The organism is Brenneria goodwinii, assembly GCF_002291445.1.
Taxonomy (GTDB): Bacteria; Pseudomonadota; Gammaproteobacteria; order Enterobacterales; family Enterobacteriaceae; genus Brenneria; species Brenneria goodwinii.
The window spans coordinates 2,399,756-2,417,044 of sequence record NZ_CP014137.1; the positions used below are offsets into that span (position 1 = coordinate 2,399,756).

General features: G+C 53.7%; 14 protein-coding genes. 4 read left to right on the forward strand and 10 right to left on the reverse strand.

Annotated elements, in window-relative coordinates; all coding sequences use genetic code 11:
* The first annotated feature begins 41 nt into the window (after positions 1–41).
* The 3 genes from ACN28R_RS10755 (at position 42) to ACN28R_RS10765 (ending at position 3,001) form a co-directional block, all read left to right on the forward strand.
* Positions 42–911, forward strand: a complete 870-nt coding sequence (locus ACN28R_RS10755) for an ABC transporter ATP-binding protein (protein WP_048639447.1) — start codon at positions 42–44, stop codon at positions 909–911.
* Complete coding sequence (locus ACN28R_RS10760) at positions 871–1,737, forward strand: ABC transporter permease (protein WP_048639448.1); 867 nt, start codon at positions 871–873, stop codon at positions 1,735–1,737. The genes ACN28R_RS10755 and ACN28R_RS10760 overlap by 41 nt, the downstream gene beginning before the upstream one ends.
* A gap of 163 nt (positions 1,738–1,900) precedes the next feature.
* Positions 1,901–3,001 carry an iron-containing alcohol dehydrogenase family protein gene (locus ACN28R_RS10765; protein WP_095834390.1) on the forward strand — a complete coding sequence of 367 codons (1,101 nt, stop codon included), beginning with the start codon at positions 1,901–1,903 and terminating at the stop codon, positions 2,999–3,001.
* A 142-nt stretch (positions 3,002–3,143) separates the two neighbouring features.
* Here ACN28R_RS10765 and gltP read toward each other — a convergent pair whose 3' ends face one another.
* The 3 genes from gltP to ACN28R_RS10780 all read right to left on the reverse strand — a co-directional run bounded on the left by gltP (position 3,144) and on the right by ACN28R_RS10780 (position 7,201).
* Positions 3,144–4,469, reverse strand: coding sequence for a glutamate/aspartate:proton symporter GltP (gltP, locus tag ACN28R_RS10770; RefSeq protein ID WP_095834391.1), 1,326 nt, complete (start codon positions 4,467–4,469; stop codon positions 3,144–3,146).
* Positions 4,470–4,945: 476 nt separating this feature from the next.
* Entirely contained in the window at positions 4,946–5,899 is a 954-nt protein-coding gene (cbl, locus tag ACN28R_RS10775) for an HTH-type transcriptional regulator Cbl (protein ID WP_048639451.1), read from the reverse strand.
* Between the two features lie 357 nt (positions 5,900–6,256).
* Entirely contained in the window at positions 6,257–7,201 is a 945-nt protein-coding gene (locus tag ACN28R_RS10780; protein ID WP_048639452.1) for an AEC family transporter, read from the reverse strand.
* A 1,274-nt stretch (positions 7,202–8,475) separates the two neighbouring features.
* Between ACN28R_RS10780 and ACN28R_RS10785 the strand changes: the two genes are divergently transcribed.
* Complete coding sequence (locus tag ACN28R_RS10785) at positions 8,476–9,456, forward strand: DMT family transporter (RefSeq protein WP_095834392.1); 981 nt, start codon at positions 8,476–8,478, stop codon at positions 9,454–9,456.
* 131 nt (positions 9,457–9,587) lie between these two features.
* Here the strand turns inward: ACN28R_RS10785 and ACN28R_RS10790 are convergent, their stop codons facing one another.
* The 7 genes from ACN28R_RS10790 to ACN28R_RS10820 all read right to left on the reverse strand — a co-directional run bounded on the left by ACN28R_RS10790 (position 9,588) and on the right by ACN28R_RS10820 (position 17,261).
* Positions 9,588–10,088, reverse strand: coding sequence for a TlpA family protein disulfide reductase (locus tag ACN28R_RS10790; protein ID WP_095834393.1), 501 nt, complete (start codon positions 10,086–10,088; stop codon positions 9,588–9,590).
* The gene (locus ACN28R_RS10795) at positions 10,075–10,791 is read right to left on the reverse strand and encodes an ABC transporter ATP-binding protein (RefSeq protein ID WP_048639457.1); all 717 of its coding nucleotides are present in this window, start codon (positions 10,789–10,791) and stop codon (positions 10,075–10,077) included. The genes ACN28R_RS10790 and ACN28R_RS10795 overlap by 14 nt, the downstream gene beginning before the upstream one ends.
* A gap of 4 nt (positions 10,792–10,795) precedes the next feature.
* A complete protein-coding gene (locus tag ACN28R_RS10800; RefSeq protein WP_183092141.1) occupies positions 10,796–11,908 on the reverse strand; it encodes an ABC transporter permease in 1,113 nt (370 codons plus the stop codon).
* A gap of 16 nt (positions 11,909–11,924) precedes the next feature.
* Positions 11,925–13,214 (reverse strand): ABC transporter permease, encoded by a 1,290-nt coding sequence (locus tag ACN28R_RS10805; RefSeq protein ID WP_048639459.1) that lies wholly within the window; start codon positions 13,212–13,214, stop codon positions 11,925–11,927.
* 2 nt (positions 13,215–13,216) lie between these two features.
* Positions 13,217–14,614, reverse strand: a complete 1,398-nt coding sequence (locus tag ACN28R_RS10810) for a Fe-S-containing protein (RefSeq protein ID WP_095834394.1) — start codon at positions 14,612–14,614, stop codon at positions 13,217–13,219.
* 140 nt (positions 14,615–14,754) lie between these two features.
* Entirely contained in the window at positions 14,755–15,282 is a 528-nt protein-coding gene (locus ACN28R_RS10815; RefSeq protein WP_048640004.1) for an iron transporter, read from the reverse strand.
* Positions 15,283–15,350: 68 nt separating this feature from the next.
* On the reverse strand, positions 15,351–17,261 hold the full coding sequence (locus ACN28R_RS10820) for an FTR1 family iron permease (RefSeq protein ID WP_095834395.1): 1,911 nt from the start codon (positions 17,259–17,261) through the stop codon (positions 15,351–15,353).
* Positions 17,262–17,289: the final 28 nt, after the last annotated feature.

The following is a 17,289-nucleotide window of genomic DNA, read 5'->3' on the forward strand; positions in this document are numbered from 1 at the left end:
AATGTCACAGGATGACAGACCAATCACGCACAGGAGGATTTATGGGCATCCCTAATAATGACACGCTTACACAGCCGTTGTTGCAAATAGACGGTGTTGGGCTGGAATACCGCACCCGCCGCAGCCAGGTTAGGGCGACACATGACGTCAGTTTTGATGTCTTTCCCGCCGACCGTTTTGTGCTGCTTGGGCCATCTGGATGCGGGAAGTCCAGCCTGCTGAAATCCATTGGCGGATTCTTGCCGCCGGTGAATGGCGAAATCCGCCTGGATGGCGAAACCGTCTCCCAGCCTGGCCCCGATCGGATCATGGTTTTTCAGGAGTTCGATCAACTGCCGCCCTGGAAAACCGTGCTGGAAAACACGCTGTTCCCACTGATCGCCAGCCGTAAGGCCAGTCGCGCCGAAGCGCGAGATAAGGCAATGTATTTTCTGGAGAAAGTTGGTCTGGCGAAATTTGCCGACGCCTATCCGCACACCTTGTCCGGCGGCATGAAGCAGCGAGTCGCCATTGCCAGAGCGCTGGCGATGCAACCTAAAGTGTTGCTGATGGATGAGCCTTTCGCCGCCCTGGATGCGCTGACCCGTCGAAAAATGCAGGAAGAACTGCTGATCCTATGGGAAGAAGTGCGGTTCACGCTGCTTTTCGTCACCCACTCGATTGAAGAGGCGTTGATTGTCGGCAGCCGGGTACTCCTGCTGTCTCCGCATCCGGGACGCGTTCGCGCTGAAATCAACTGTCACCAGTTTGCCATGAACGATCAGGGCAGCGAGGCTTTCCAGGCGGCGGCCCAACGCATTCATCACCTTCTTTTCCCGGCTGAAGGCGCTATCGCCACGCCAGCCAAAACAACACATCAGGGTAGAAATCATGAGCATTCAGCCGCCCGTCCGGCCCGAGTATCAGCGTGAATTGACGCCGTTAACCAATTTCACGCTGGCCCAGCCGCTGCCCCTGACTACCCGTTTGTGGAATCAGGAGTGGCTGCGCAAACTGACAATCTTACTGGCGCTGCTGGTTCTGTGGGAGATCGTCGCCCGCGTGCAGAACAACGATTTGATGTTTCCCGGCTTTCTGCAAACTTTTACCGCGTTCAGAGCCGACATTGCCAGCGGCGAGCTGCCGGAAAAGGTGATCATTTCGCTTAGCACCTTGTTGAAAGGTTATTTCATCGGCAGCCTGCTGGCGCTGGGACTCAGCGCGTTGGCCGTGTCAACCCGGACTGGGCGCGATCTGCTGGCGACGCTAACCTCCATGTTCAACCCATTGCCCGCGATTGCCCTGCTGCCGCTGGCGCTGCTGTGGTTCGGCCTGGGGGAAAAGAGCCTGATCTTTGTGCTTATCCACTCCGTGATGTGGCCGATGGCGCTTAATACCTATTCGGGTTTTCTCGGCGTATCGGAAACGTTGCGTATGACGGGACGAAACTATGGCTTGAGAGGCCGTCGCTATGTTAGCGCTATTTTAATTCCCGCCGCACTGCCGTCCATTCTGTCCGGCCTGAAAATCGGCTGGGCATTCGCCTGGCGCACATTAATCGCCGCCGAACTGGTTTTCGGCGCATCAAGCGGCGGCGGCGGCCTGGGCTGGTATATTTTTCAGAACCGCAATGAACTCTACACCGACCGCGTTTTCGCAGGCCTGGCCTCCGTCATTATTATCGGCCTGCTGGTGGAAAGCCTGATCTTCGCCACGATTGAGAGACTGACGGTAAAACGTTGGGGAATGCAGCGTTAATGCCTTTTGTCATACGGAGCCGACGCGACGCGCCTGATTGGATTCGGCGCGCGCTCCGATTATACGAGATTCATCAATAGATAATCGGAATTGTTCTTTGGCGTCATTGGCTATCACTGTTACAAAGAATGAATTCGCTTTCAGTTATCAAGAGATTACAGACATGATCGCAATACAAGCGCCTCAAACCTATCTGAACCGCGATGGCGTCATCAGCAATATCGGTGAATATATTACGCCTTTTGCCAAAAACATCCTGATTGTCACCAGTCCGCATGCCTGGCAAGCCACCGCTGAAAAAGTCGAGGCCAGCCTGATTCAACATGGCCTTGTCTGGCAGGTTGCCTACTTGCCTGGCGGCTGCACGCAGACAGCGATCGATACACTGGTCGCTCAGGCTAATACGCAGGGCGCGCAGCTGATTCTGGGTATCGGCGGCGGCCGGGTGCTGGATGCGGCAAAAGCGATCGGCGAATACCTGGAACAGTTACCGGTGATCACCGTACCCACCATCGCCGCCACCTGTGCGGCCTGGTCGCCTATCAGCGTGATCTACAACGAAGCCGGGGCCCATCAGGGACCGCTCGAACTTAAGCGCTTGCCGGTGTGGGTTTTGGTCGACAATGAAACGATCGCGCAAAGCGACCCGCGTTACCTTAAAGCCGGGATCGTAGACGCATTGGCGAAATGGTATGAATTTCAACCCTATCTGCGCAATGGCGACGACGGGTTGGCGCTGACATTAAAGGCGCAGGCGGCCAGGCTGGCGGTAGAGACGTTTAACGCCTATGGCGTACAGGCCATTGCCGATAACCAGCAAAAACGGGTGACGCCGGCATTACGTAAAGTCATCGACGCGGTGATCGCGCTGGCCGGGGTAGCCAACAGCATGAAAGATAATGTGCCGCGTATCGGCGTCGCCCACGCGATTCACCACAGCATGACCCGCTTGTCGGAGCTGCATCATTGGCTACACGGAGAAAAAGTCGGATTCGGTCTGGCCGTTCAGGCCATTCTGGAGCATGACGACGCCAACGATCGGGAAGAACTGTTACAGCAGCTTCATCGTTACGGCAGTCCGTTGACGCTGACTTTACTTGGTCTTGCCGATCGGCCGCAGTTGGTTGATAAGATTGCCGAAAACGTGCTGATCAAACCCCACATTGCCGCCCGGCTCCCCTTCTCGGTGGAAAAAGAGCGCATCAAGCAGGCCTTGTGGAGCACGCAACATCTGACATCCGCCAAGGATACTCAAGCCGTCTGATACCCGTTCTGCGGGTTCCTCCTGAGAACGGGATACATCGGAAACGGCATGCCCGCGATGGGGCATGCCGCAACATTGACAAAGCCATTGGTCATATCGGATCCAGACGCATCGACCTCATCAACAATAATGCGTCGGCGGCTTAAACCCCTTCCTCATGCTGGACGGATTCACACTCGTCCCCGTTGAGTTCACGTTCGTAGCGCTGCGCTTTCTTCTCGTCAAACTGCCCTTCCCATTTGGCGATTACCAGCACCGCCAGCGCATTACCGACCACGTTTAAGGCGGTGCGCGCCATATCCAGAATACGGTCAACGCCGGCAATAAACGCCAAACCTTCCAGCGGGATGCCCACGCTGCCGAGAGTCGCCAGCAAAACAACAAAAGAGACGCCCGGTACGCCGGCGATCCCTTTAGAAGTCAACATCAGGGTTAGCACCAGCACAATTTCCTGCCCGATCGACAGCTCAATGCCGTACAGCTGCGCGATAAAGATGGCGGCGATGCTCTGATACAGCGTCGAACCATCCAGATTAAACGAATAGCCGGTCGGCACGACAAAACTGGTGATCGATTTCGGCGCGCCATACGCTTCCATCTTCTCAATAATACGCGGCAACACGGTTTCTGAACTGGCGGTGGAATACGCGAGGATCAGTTCGTCTTTCAGGATGCGAATCAGCGTTGTAACGCGCAATTTACACAAGCGGGCGATGCCGCCCAGTACTATCAGGGCAAAGAACATTATCGCGGCGTAAACCAGGACCACCAGCTTCGCTAACGGCCACAGAGAGGCAAAACCAAAATTGGCTACCGTGACTGAAATCAGGGCGAACACCCCGACAGGCGCATAGCGCATGATCATATGCGTAACTTTGAACATGCTTTCGGAAACGCCGCGAAACACATTCAGCAGGGGGTCACGGTGCTCTTTTGGCAAGGAAGAGAGCCCCAGGCCAAACAGTACCGAGAAGAAAATGATCGGCAACATGTCCCCTCTGACCATCGCCGCAAAGATATTGGATGGAATTAAAGACAGGATGGTGCTCACCAGACTATGGGAACCGCTTTGCACCTGTTCCGTGGTCTTCTCATATTGAGAGATGTCAACGGCCGTCAGGATCGACATATCGATCCCCGTTCCCGGTTTAAATACGTTCGCCAGCGTAATACCCGCCACAATGGCTAACGTGGTGACGATTTCAAAATAGACGATGGTCTTAAAACCAATCCGTCCGAGCTTTTTGGCATCGCCGACGCCGGCAATACCCACGATCAACGTCGCGATAACAATCGGCACGACGATCATCTTAATCAGGCGGATAAAAATATCACCGGCAGGGCTGAGAATATTGCCGATTAGCCATTGTCGGCTTTCAGGTTGGTTATGCAATACCGCGCCAAGCACGATACCGAGAACTAACGCGATGAGGATTTGCCAGGCCAGGCTGATTTTCTGTGTTTTCATAGCGATCTTCCGTTGCAAAACTCCTCGCCAGGAACGAAGGCGATAGCGCGAATTCCAGCTCAATGCGAGCCGTAAAATAAGCGTGGAGGTAGCGATGATTGAGTATGTTTGATGGGCAGTAACCGAAGTTTTTTTCGGTACTGGTACACAAGATGAACCACATAGTTATTCAATAAAAGTGCACAAGTATTTGTATCTAAAAACAAAAAATCAAACATATGTTATTGTTATGCCGGGGGATGCTACTATCCCGCCACGGTGAGATCAAGTGGATTATTCATAACCAAACTCATAGTTATGCTAATTGAATATATTAATACGACCGTTTGGCTGATATAAAAATCGGATAAAACTGCCGAGGGGAGAAAACACGGAAAGCCAGAAATTTTCTGGCTGGTTAATTAGTTATCTCCGATGGGGTTCAGAGAATATCCCTATAACAATCAGGCAGATGATGAGGCGAATAAATCAGAAATTTAAATTTGGTAATCAATAATGCCCTCGTCGCTTTCTGCGAATACCCGTTCTTTAATTTCCGTCAAAGACAGTTCCGTGTTGCATAGCTGGATAAACTTCCAGGCATAGTTACGTTGTAACTGATTCTTTTTTAATCCCAGCCACACGGTATTCGCTTCAAACAGATGCTCGGCGCTCAGGCGCACCAGCCCCTTGTCACGCACCGGATCATAAGCCTTATCGGCCAGAATACCGACTCCCAGCCCCAATTCCACATAGGTCTTGATGACATCGGAATCCTGCGCGCTCAGCGTAACGTCCGGCTCCATTCCCGCCGCTTTAAAGGCGCGATCCACCCGGGAACGCCCGGTAATGCCCTGGCGATAGGTTATCAATGGCATCGAATTGAGCATATCCAACGTCACGACCTGCTCCTTGGCTAACGGATGCGCTTCGGGTACGACGATCGCATGATGCCAGCGGTAATAGGGAAAAGCCGCCAGCGAGTGATCGTTAATCAGCCGTTCGCTGGCAATACCGATATCAGCCTCTCCTGAGTGCAACATGGACACGATCTCATCGGGCGTGCCTTGATTAAGCACCAGACGTACCTGCGGGTAGAGTTCCCGAAACGCCATAATCACCTGAGGCAAGCTATAGCGAGCCTGAGTGTGGGTAGTGGCGATCACCAGTTGCCCGGTATCATTGTTGGTAAATACGTTAGCTAAGCGACGAATCGTGCTGGCGTCATTCAGGATCCTTTCGGCCACGCTCAACAATGCCTTGCCCGGTTCGGTCATTCCCAGCAACCGTTTACCGCGCCGGATAAAGATTTCAATCCCTAGTTCCTCTTCCAATTCGCGGATATGACGACTCACCCCAGACTGAGAGGTAAACAGGGTATTCGCCACTTCGGTCAGATTGTAATTGCAGCGTGCTGATTCACGAATAATCTTCAATTGTTGAAAATTCACCTTTCACTCCATCACCGTTGCATTACTCATATATATGTAACAGTGATACGAAGGAATAATACCCAACACAAATAAGGAAATGGATTTGATTATATTTTTTTATACTAACGCCAGCATCCAAATGCATTTTCAACGGAAATGCTATATAGATAAAAACAAAAATCCATTTTATTCAACAGATTATAATTTCAATATGAAATCAAGGGTTATTTGCCGACGGCGACCGTTAAATCTTTTTGCCATTAATTATAAGATTTATATCTATACCCGTCATACTTCAACTTGCAGGAAAGCGCTAAGGCAACGCGTTACCCGGCGCGTCACGCAGCCGGGTAATCGCGTATTTTCTCAATATCGTCAGGTCATCATAAAGATCACCAGACCCTCAGTGAAAATGCCGACGGCGGTTCCCACCAGTATCGCGGATGAGGCGGATTCAACATACGTGTTGCTGCGTATCGCAAACATGCCGGCGGCGATGGCGGACGGCGTCGCGCCGATAATGACCACCTGCTGCATCAGGGTGGGGCTCAGTCCGAAAGCGATACCGGCGGCAGCCATAATGGCAGGCTGCACCAGATTCTTCAGGCTGATATTGGTAAGGGTATGCAGGTCGAATTTCGGATTTTCGCCATAAAACAGCAAACCAAGCGCAAACAGAGAAATGCCCCCGGCGGTTTTACCCAACATATCAATCGACGAATAAAGCAGTTCCGGGATTTTGACGCCCAGCAAACTGAGCGTTACGCCCAGGATAGGGATCCACACAATGGGATTGCGCGCGGCTTTAAACAAATTATTCATGATCATGATGCTCAAACTTTCCTTGCGGGCGTCATCGCTGTCGCTCTCGCCCATTCGGATAAGTACGATCGTCAACGGAATCATGAATACGCTGGTGATCAGGTTGCCAATCAATACGCCAAGGAACCCTTCAGGGCCGATGAGCACCGCCAATACCGGCGCGCCGAAGTAAGCCATGTCGGGAAAAGCGCAGACAAGCGACTGAATCGCACTGGTCTTAATATCGTGACGGAAGACAAAGCGGGAAATACACAGCGTCAGCAGATAGGCGCCCATCAGGCCGATGAACAGCACCGCCACAAAAGAGAAGTTCTTTATTTTATCGGGGCTGGTATTCAACGCGCCGATAAACAAATGCAGCGGCAGAGCAAAACGGATAACGACGGTCGCCAATACGCCAGCGTCATCTCGCTTCATATAATTTAATTTCCCACTCATCCATCCCATTAGCATGATAAAGACCAATGGGAATAAAGAAGACAATAATAATGAAGACATAAAAAACCTTTTATTTATCTACGTTATAAGATAAAGAGGTTTTATCTTATTTATTAAATTTCCATTGTGATTATCGTCACATGCTTTTTTATATTTAATTTTCAATAATTAATAAACACAAAACAAACTAATATAACGAATTAATAAAAATTAAAACACATACAATAATTAATATATTTAGATAACCTTATTTCCAGCTAGCTTTTTATTTTTTAACCATAACAGGTTAAAAACCATCCAAATAAATGCTTATCCGCCGGGTAATCATCCTTTTTTGACTAAGCCTGCGGTAATTCTTCATCCCACTGCAAATGGTTGTCAACTCCCACGCATGCTTTTCTGTTATTCAACAGGACACCGGTAAAATCGTCAGATGATAAAATTCCATTTAGGCAAGTAAACCATGCCTTTCATTAATATATTTTTGTTTAGGGAAATCACCGATGATAATTTATATTTAAATATTCATATATTATTCAATATATATCTCACGATTAAGAGCATTTATCAGATTATGGACAACGTTCGAAACATAGCCATTAATGCCCCCCGCCCAACCTCCCCCTTGCCAGCTGTCTCTTAGTCACATTGTTATGCGGACTTGGAGATAGTTTCGTGCGCCACAATGCCGCTATTTTCATGCTGCCTCGCAGCACGCGCCCGACATAGGGGGCTCAGACGCCAGCCCCCTATGAACCCCGGCTTCCGGCTAAATTATGTCGCTGCGCGATGCCTTCGTCGGTATCAGGCTTAACGGACCGCTTGCGACACGTTCCATACGTGGCGCAAGCTTTCGCCGCGTCCGTGCGGCTCATCCTAAGCCTGCTATCTCCTCAGCATAATTTCTTACGCCGAATAACGGCAAATCCCGTCATAGCCCCTACATTTGTGTATAAGAGACAGCCCCTGCCAGGGGGAGGAGCTAACACATGAAAAACGCCGGATTTTCTCCCTCCCCTGTGAAGGGCTGGGGTGGGGTTAAAACCAAAAGGTTTGTCATCAAACTCATTTAATTTTTATTTTTCCTTTGCTGGAAAAAGTTTTCCGGATAGTGATAACCGGTGTAACAAGCAGAAAAGGACATCAACGTCAGGCTGATATCGTAAAAAACGATGTTTAACTGCCTGTTATCGCGCAGGGTTAACCCTGTATACTCAGGCACATCATGGATGTGGATGAATAGCAAAACAGGCCGACCTGTAAATTTTAGCGCCTATCCGATGTTCACAACACCGCCCATGACTCAAATAACCAGACAACTAACAGGCTCAATAATGCTAACCGGTATTCTCTTTGCGCTTTGCGCAGGATTAATGTGGGGATTGGTTTTTGTCGGCCCGCTGTTGATACCTGAATATCCCGCCGCCTTGCAATCAACAGGCCGCTATCTTGCATTCGGCCTGATTGCCCTACCGTTGGCCTGGCTGGATCGACGCCGGCTACGCCGGTTGACGCGCCGGGACTGGTGGGAAGCGACAAAATTAACTGCCGTCGGCAATCTGCTCTACTACTTTTTCCTCGCCAGCGCGATTCAACGCACCGGCGCGCCGGTTTCAACCATGATTATCGGCACATTGCCGGTGGTGATAGCCGTAACGGCGAATCTGCTCTACGGTAAACGCGACGGCCGGGTGTTATGGCGCCAGTTGATACCGGCTCTGGCGCTGATCGCCATAGGACTGATCTGCGTGAATATCGCCGAATTGTCGGCATTAGCGATGACGCGGGACAACATCTGGCGCTATGCCGGCGGAATTATGCTGGCGTTTGGGTCGGTGATCTGCTGGACCTGGTATCCGTTGCGTAACGCCCACTGGCTGCGGGAACACACTTATAGCAACCCCACGACCTGGGCGACGGCGCAAGGGGTAGTCACACTGCCGTTGGCGCTGCTGGGCTATCTGCTGGTTTGCGGCCAGTTGGCTTTCACCCAACAGACATTCACCCTGCCGTTTGGCCCCCGCCCTGAGGTATTCATTCCATTGATGATCGCCATCGGTCTGTTTTGCTCCTGGCTGGGAACGCTCTGCTGGAACAGCGCCAGCAAACGTCTGCCGACCGTGCTGATCGGTCCGCTGATTGTGTTCGAAACGCTGGCGGCGTTAAGTTACGCCTTTATTCTGCGACAAACCTGGCCGCCGCTGCTGACGCTGGGCGGGGTATGCTGTCTGGTGATTGGCGTGATTTATGCGGTAAGAATCAAACCCCGGCCGGTGGTGGTGCCGCTGTCCGTTTCATTGCCTTCGGGGAAATAGGGCCAGCCCTGGCCCAGTGCTTAAGGCGAAAATCGCGAACAGACCGAGCGTGCGATTCATGTTTCATCCTTGGCCGATGATTAAAATTCGTCGCGTAATCCGCCAACCTACGGATTTTAATCGTATCCCAGTCACGCCCCGTGCGCTAGCTGCTCAAACAGCGCCGTCAGCTGCTGTTCATTACGTGCGCCTTGATGTTGCGCGATAACCTTGCCGTTGCCGTCAATGATAAATGATGTGGGGGTGCCGATAACCTGATAGCGCTCTTTGGTGATGCCCAACTGATCGCGAATCACCGGGTAACTGATCTTTTGCTGCGCCAGCAGCGCAGAAATATCCACGCCATCCGGATCCGTGTTGACCGCCACGACCACCACTTTATCGCCGTAGCTTTTACTGAGTTTCTCCAACGTTCCCATTTCCGCCAGACAGCCGCCGCAGCCGGAAGACCAGAAGTTCAGGTAAACGCTTTTCCCCTGCCAGCGCGCCAGCTCCACCGGCTGGCCGGTTAAATCATAGGCGGCCAGCGCGGGCGCGTTGGCGCCGATGCTCACCTGCTCCTCTTTGCAGCCGCCGAGCAATACCAATGCGCCCAGCAGGCAAACGGCTTGTAATGCGTTACGCCATGGCATGATGATTGACCTCCTCGCCTAAATATCTGCCGTGCTGCAAACGAATAATGCGATCGGCAAACTTACCCAGTTCAGGGTTATGCGTCACCATCACGATAGTGCGGCCCTGATGGTGCAAATCTCTGAGCAGATCCAACACCCGCTGCTCGTTTTCTTCATCCAGATTCCCTGTCGGTTCATCGGCGAAAATGACCGGCGGCTCGTTCACCAAGGCTCTGGCGATACAGACCCGCTGCTGTTCGCCGCCGGAAAGCTGACTGGGCAAATGGCCGATACGGTGTTCCAATCCCACCTGTGCGAGAACGCGCTTGGCGGCATCTTCGTCGACCACGCTGTGGTAATGCTGAGCCAGCATGATGTTTTCCAGCGCCGTCAGGAAGGGGATCAGATGGAACTGTTGGAAAACCAGTCCGATCTTATCGGCGCGGAATTTACGCCGCCCTTCTTCATCCAGCGCGGCGGCATCAACGCCGTCCAGCAGAACCTGCCCCTCGCTCACCGTATCCAGACAGGTGAGGATATTCATCAGCGTGGTTTTGCCGGATCCCGATGCCCCCATAATGGCGACAAACTCCCCGCGGGCAATCCGGATATTGATATCCTCCAGCGCGGTAACCTGGCCAAAACGTTTGTAAAGGCGCCGTGTTTCAATCACCGCCTCTGGCGCCTGCCCCGCGTTCTGGCTATTTATTGATGAGGACATCGCACTACTCTCCTTTTAACACTTTAGCCGGTTCGATATAGATCGCGCGCCGGGTGGGAACAATGGCCGCCACAGCGGCTACCAGCAAAGAGAGCGCCAGCGTCAACGGGAAGACGGGTGCCCGTAGCGAAATCGTCGCGTTGAAAACCGCCATGCCCAGAACCTGAGCCAGCAAATAGCCCAGCACCGACCCGCACACCACGGCCGCCAATGCAATGATGCCGGTTTCGGCCAGCATCTGACGGATAATGTCCCGCCCGCTGGCGCCCAGCGCTTTCTGTAGCGCAAATTCACGCGCCCGTTCGCCGACAATCGCCATCAGCGTGGTGTTGACGCACAATGAGGACAACACCAGAATGACCACCGAAACCAATCCCATCAGCCCTTTGATTTTGTTCAATACCTGACCTTCAGATGCCGAAACCTTCAGTATCGGTCTGATTTCCAACTGCGGATATTGCTGTTGCAATCGTCCGGCAAATTGATCCACCTGCCCCAGATCGTTACTGACGCTGAACAACGCATTGCTGATCGTCCCCGCCTTGTCCAGCCACTTCTGCGCCAGATCCAGATTGACGATCAGCATATTGTCCGTGGCATCGCCGGACTCGACGATGCCTTTAATCTGCAGGCGCTGCCGATCGCCGTCGCCAACCAGCGTAATGCTGTCGCCGACGTTGACATTCAGCCGTTCCGCCAGCTTGACGCCGATCATCGCATTGCGATCGTCAAAACTGACGCCGATCCAATTGCCCTTCACCTGCCAATACGGCGCGAGCGGGCGCAATGATTCAAACCACACGCCCATCAGCACCACTTTTTCCAGTTCGGTACGCGCCATACCATACAGATAGGGGCTGGCCGCATTGATGAGTCCGGCCGGCGCGTTATCAACAATCTGCTGGAATGTTTCCTGCGGCAGCGAATTGCCCCGCGCGGGACCGATATAGAAATTCGCCCCAAAGGTGCGCAGTTCCTGGCTCATCTTGGCGTTAATATCGAAATAGACGGCGGACATGGCGGTGACGATCGCCGCGCCGACCGTCAGGGCGGCAAACACCACGCCGACCCGCTGCATCCGCAACCGTAACGCCCGCAACACTAGCCGCCAGAACATACCGTTCATCCAAACATTAGCGGCCATACAGCACCTCCACCGGATAGAGTTTGGCGATCCGGCGCGCCGGGAACCAGGTGCCGATGACGGCGATCAGCATCGAAATCACCAGCACGCAGGGAATGACGATCCAGGCAAAACTGAGCGGCACGCCGAACAGCATCAGCCCGATGGCTTTCGCCAGCCCCCAGCCCGCCACACAGCCGATCATACCGCCGATCAAGCCGCTCAACGCCGCCTCCAGATAGAACAGCAGCATAATCTGCCACTGCCGGGCGCCCAGCGCCTTCATCAGGCCAATCTCCCGGGATCGTTCCATAATGGTGCTGGTCATCAGCGAGGCGATGCCCATGGCGGCGGCGACCAATGCCGCAAAGGTGACGACGGCCAGCAAGAGCTGGATTTTATCGATCACCACCCCTTCCGACGCGGCGACCTGCCAGATAGGACGAACCACCGCCCCGGAGATGGCTTCTTCCAACTGATGGGCGATAGAGGAGACATAGGCGGTGCAGTACCAGAGGTCATACTCTTCGGCGTTCAGCGCCTCCAGATTTTCACGCGCCCGGCGCGACAGGTCGTTTTCCGGCACCGTCAGCGCCGAAACGCGAATCGCCTGTATTTTTCCTTCCAGCCCCAGCAGGCGCTGCACCACCACCAGCGGCATCACCAGACGGTTTTCTTCATCTCCGCCGCTGGTCAGGATCCCGCTTACCCGAACCGTGATATCACCTTTGGGACCGTGCAACGGTAACTCGCGTCCTACCTGCCAGCCATTCTGCTGCGCCAGTTGACGGCCGGCCAGCACCTCGGCCATTTTGCCTTCGGCGACCGGCTCCTGCGGCCACTGACCGGCAACCTGCCAGTAAGGGCTGACGGTTATCTGCCCGGTGCGATAGTCTTCTTCATCCGGCACCGCGACGGGTTGAGAAAAGAAGGTTCCCAACACCGCTACCGGCTGTCCGTTAATTTCAACATCGCCGCTGAGCAGCGGCGCAAAACCGACGATATTGTTACGCCAAAAGATATCCTTGATATTGGGCAGTTCCGCCTCATCGAGAAAATCCTGCCCGTCCAGCGGGTTGCTGCGCTCGCCGAATAATGCCGGCAACGCCGCCTGCCCTGCCGGTTCAATCAAGATATTCGCGCCATAGGATTTCAATTCGCGCGACATTTTATCGCCGATATCAATGGATACCGCCAACAGGGCCGAGATCAGTCCCGCCGCCAAAAAGACCGTCAATATCGCCAGCGATTTACGCCGGATATTTCTGCGCCAGGACTGGCGTAACATGCGCCATAGCATGATTATTCCCCTTCCGCTTGATCGTCAGCCGCCGCCGTTGAGGTCACATATTTTCCGGGGCTTTCACGGAAACGATTGTAGTTAGCTTCAGACGAGAAGAAATAGGTTTTACCGGCATAGCGATACTTATGCTCGGCTTTCACATTGGTGAGTTTCGAACCGTCCACCGGGTCGACAACATCCATGGCTATCACGGTGGTGAAATAGTTGGTGCCTGCGGCAAGCGACGCATAGCTAATCGTCAGTTCATGGTCGTCGTTGCTCCAGCCTTCAATCGGTACCGGATTACACCCGCCCGCCTTGCCGATGGAAGGAATAAAGATACGCACGTCGCAGGCGACGCAAATCACCTGATTGCCTTCCATCACATAACCCTGATCGCCGCACAGCAGGCAGGCATCGAACACCACCCCCAGCCGCAGCCGATCCGGATAGCGGTTGATGACGAAAAAGCGCACCGCTTTACCGTCATCGGCAATCCAGACAAACCGGTGCAGCCTGCCGTCACGCACCTGTTCTATCGGAATATGAACCTTGCCGTCTTCGGCTAGCGTCACCGGCAGCGCTTCAGACAGGCGCGGAGGACGCGAGGCGATCTGATCCCAGTAAAGCTGGCCCAAGACGATCACCAGCAACGCCGCCACGGTTGTCAGCACCGTGCGGCGCACATTGCGGTAATCCGCCGTGGCTTTACGTTTGGCGATGGCTTCCGTTTCCGCCTGCATCCGCCGGCGCGTGCGCAATAAAGGCGATAGGTAGCAGGCCGCGACGACGGCCATCAAAAACGCGCTGAAATAATTCAACAACCAGGCGCTGTTGGTCACCTGCGCGACATAGCTCAAACGCGGCTTGGTTAGCCCCAGCACCTGTAGCTTCATCAATAACAACAGCAGGTTGCCGCCGATCGGCAATAGCAATAAAGCGACCAGCAATACCAGCAGCGGCCAGCGTAATAGGCGAATGCGGCGCACAATCATGCCGCAAAGCGCGGCGCTGAAAACCAGCCAGCCGAACGCCATCACCACCGCGCTGAAATTCAGCAGCAGATCGGTATTCACCACATGGGTGGTGGTCAATGCGCTCAGGTTGGGATCGCCGCCCCAGTGGACAGCCGCACCGGCGACCAGTACCGCCTGCCAGAAATAGCCGATGCGGGAATGAGAGAAAAACTGACTGACGAGGAACAGCGCCAGGACAACCGCCTGGATACCCGTTATCCAGAGTTGGAACAGCTGTCCGCCGGGCAAGCGAACGCCGACCAGCGTACCGATAATCAGCGCCAGTAAGGTTATCCATGCCAACGGTCTGATTTCGGGCGTGGAACGGTGACTCCAGTTCAGCCCTAACAGCAACGCTATCGGCAGAAAGGCCTGTAGCGTAGTCACAAAGAAATAACTCATATACCCGTCATCTTTCAAGTTGCAGGTGTGTTGGCTTCGTTACTTTTACACGACCCATCCGTGGGTCTCGCCCGGTTGGAACCGCGGCGGAGGGGAAAACCTGACCGCGATGACGGCGCGCTCATCGCAGCCGGGGTTGATTACTTGATACCGACGTATTTAAAGTCAAAACTGACGTCAAACGGTTTCCACCAGCGGCCCACGCCGGTTTCGCTATCGGTATGACGGTGCATGCCCGCTTTGGATGGCGGCTCGATGTGGTAAACCACTTTGTAGTTACCGACGCCCGACATTTTGATATTCGCGCCGTAGTGCGGCCCGTCACTGGCGACCATCGGCATGAAGTTGCCTTCCTGTTTGGCGCCGGTATCGGTGTTGGTCAGGGTATAGGCAATCGTCAGGTACGGCATCCATTCACCGGCGCCAATCCCGTTCTTGTTGCCTTCAACCGCGTGGATATCCGCCTCCAGGTGGATATCCGATTTTGCCGCGGGCAGGCCCATACCGCGAGGTTCCATGTCAATCGGTTGCAGATAAACCGCAGCAATCTCCATCTCATTAATGGTGACTGGCTCGCCAGCCGGATATTCCTCAAACGCCAATACGGCCGGTGCGGTGAAAATACCGGCGATGACGGCGCCAGCAATCAGACTTTTTCGCATATTCATCAAACCCATCCTCATATCAACAATGTAAAGGTCATCTTTCGTTGCAGTGCTTTTCATCACTTCATGCATCAGGCGGCAGGAGCTCGCCGCCGCATAACCGCCAATGCGACAATTGCGGCGACCAGCAGCACTGCCTGCGGTATCAGCGTTTCCACATAGGGATAAATACCCAACCCGCTGATTTCCGGTACGCCCGTCAGCAGTGTCGGTTCAAACAATTTGCCTTCAATCAGTTCCAATACGCCTTTGCCGGCAAAGACAAACGCCATCAGATACATGAAGCAACCGGTAAACATAAAGAAAGGTTTAAGCGGAAGTTTAACCACGGTGAAACGCATAATCAGGTAGGCGATAACCAGGATCACGCAGCCGATGACGAACCCCGCCAGAATGGACAGGTGCCCAACCATATTGTTCGCATCGCCCACCAGCGCATAGTAAAACAGTACGGTTTCGGCGCCTTCCCGGTAGACCGCCAGAAAACTGGTCAGCCATAACCCCATCATCGAGCCGCTGCTCAGGGAGTGCGACAGTTTTCCTTCCAGATAGGCTTTCCAGTGCTGGGCTTCCACTTTCGAAAGCAGCCAATAGCTCATGAAGAACAGCATCACGACCGCGATAAGCATCGTAATGCCTTCCAGCATTTCACGGCTGGCGCCGGAGTTGGTAAACAGCAGTTGGAACAGAACAGCGGTGAGCACGCTGCAAAACAGCGCGACATATACCGACTGACGGATAAGCGGCAGCTTGTCGTGATGCTCGTTTTTCACCAGATAGGCGACGATGGCCGCCACAATCAACAGCGCTTCCATCCCTTCGCGCACGATGATCAACAGGCTATAGATCAACAGGCTCCAGTGCGAGTCTCCTCCCTCGCCCAGCATGGTGACGGCATTCGCCAGATCCTGCTTCATCGCCTCCGCCTGCGCCTGCAACTGCTCGACGGGCTGCCCGGCGTTCATCAGGCTGACCAGCCGGGTAAAATAGCCCTCCAGGGTGGACTTGAAGGCCGCATTGCGGGAACCGATTTTGTTTTCCATCCCGCTGGCTTCAAACAGATCGAAATAGGCATCCTGCACCGCCATCATGGCGGGTTTGGCCTGCCCCTGACGATATTGCTCAATGGCCGCGAGCATGGCCTGATTAATATCGGCGGCGACTTTCCCCCAGTCGGCGTCCGGCACATCATCGGCGCTGATGCCGGTATCGCCTTCAGGCGTCGCCGTCACCGGCTGGCTGTCGCGCGTGGTGGGCAGCCCCGGCAGCAGATCTTCAATATCCTGCAACAGCGTCGTGACGCGATAGGCGACTTCACTCATCTGATCCGGCTGATTCATCATGGCGATCAGCGAGGAAAACTGCTGATTGATGGCGGCGGCCTGCTGAGCGGAACGATTCTGACGCACCGACATTTCCATCTCGGAGTTCTTAAACCCCTGATAGAGCGCCTGCTGCACGCTCTGGCTGGCTTTGCCGTACTCGCCGGCCTGATAATCGCTTATCGCCTGCGCCAGCGAGTCATCAATAATCTTGAAACTCTGCTGCCAGTACAGCGCGATATCCGTATTGTCATAAGCGCCGTGTTGCTCCTGCGCCACCAGCTTATGGCCGTCGGCCAATACCGGCTGCACCGCATTCAACTCCCCTTTCAGCCAGGAAATTTTGGCCTGCACATCGGCCAGCGGTTTCCCTTCGCCGATCATGCGGCGAATTTCGCCGAACGTTGATTCCAGCTGATAGCTTTTTTGCGCGGAGATGTTGATACGAATGGGGCCTTCAAGGTTTTCGAATACTTCGAAATAGGCCATCTGAACTTCGGTACGGGCTTCATCCGGCTTCTGCTGCTCGTACAATTGAGCCGTTTTATCCAGTCTGGACTCGATGTCCTGGATGAAGGAAGCGTAATCAGCTGCGGCTAAAGCCAGAGAACTGCCAAATAGCCAACACAACGCAAAGAAGAGTTTTTGCCACGTAGACATAATATACGGAGTGAATCGCTAATGATAT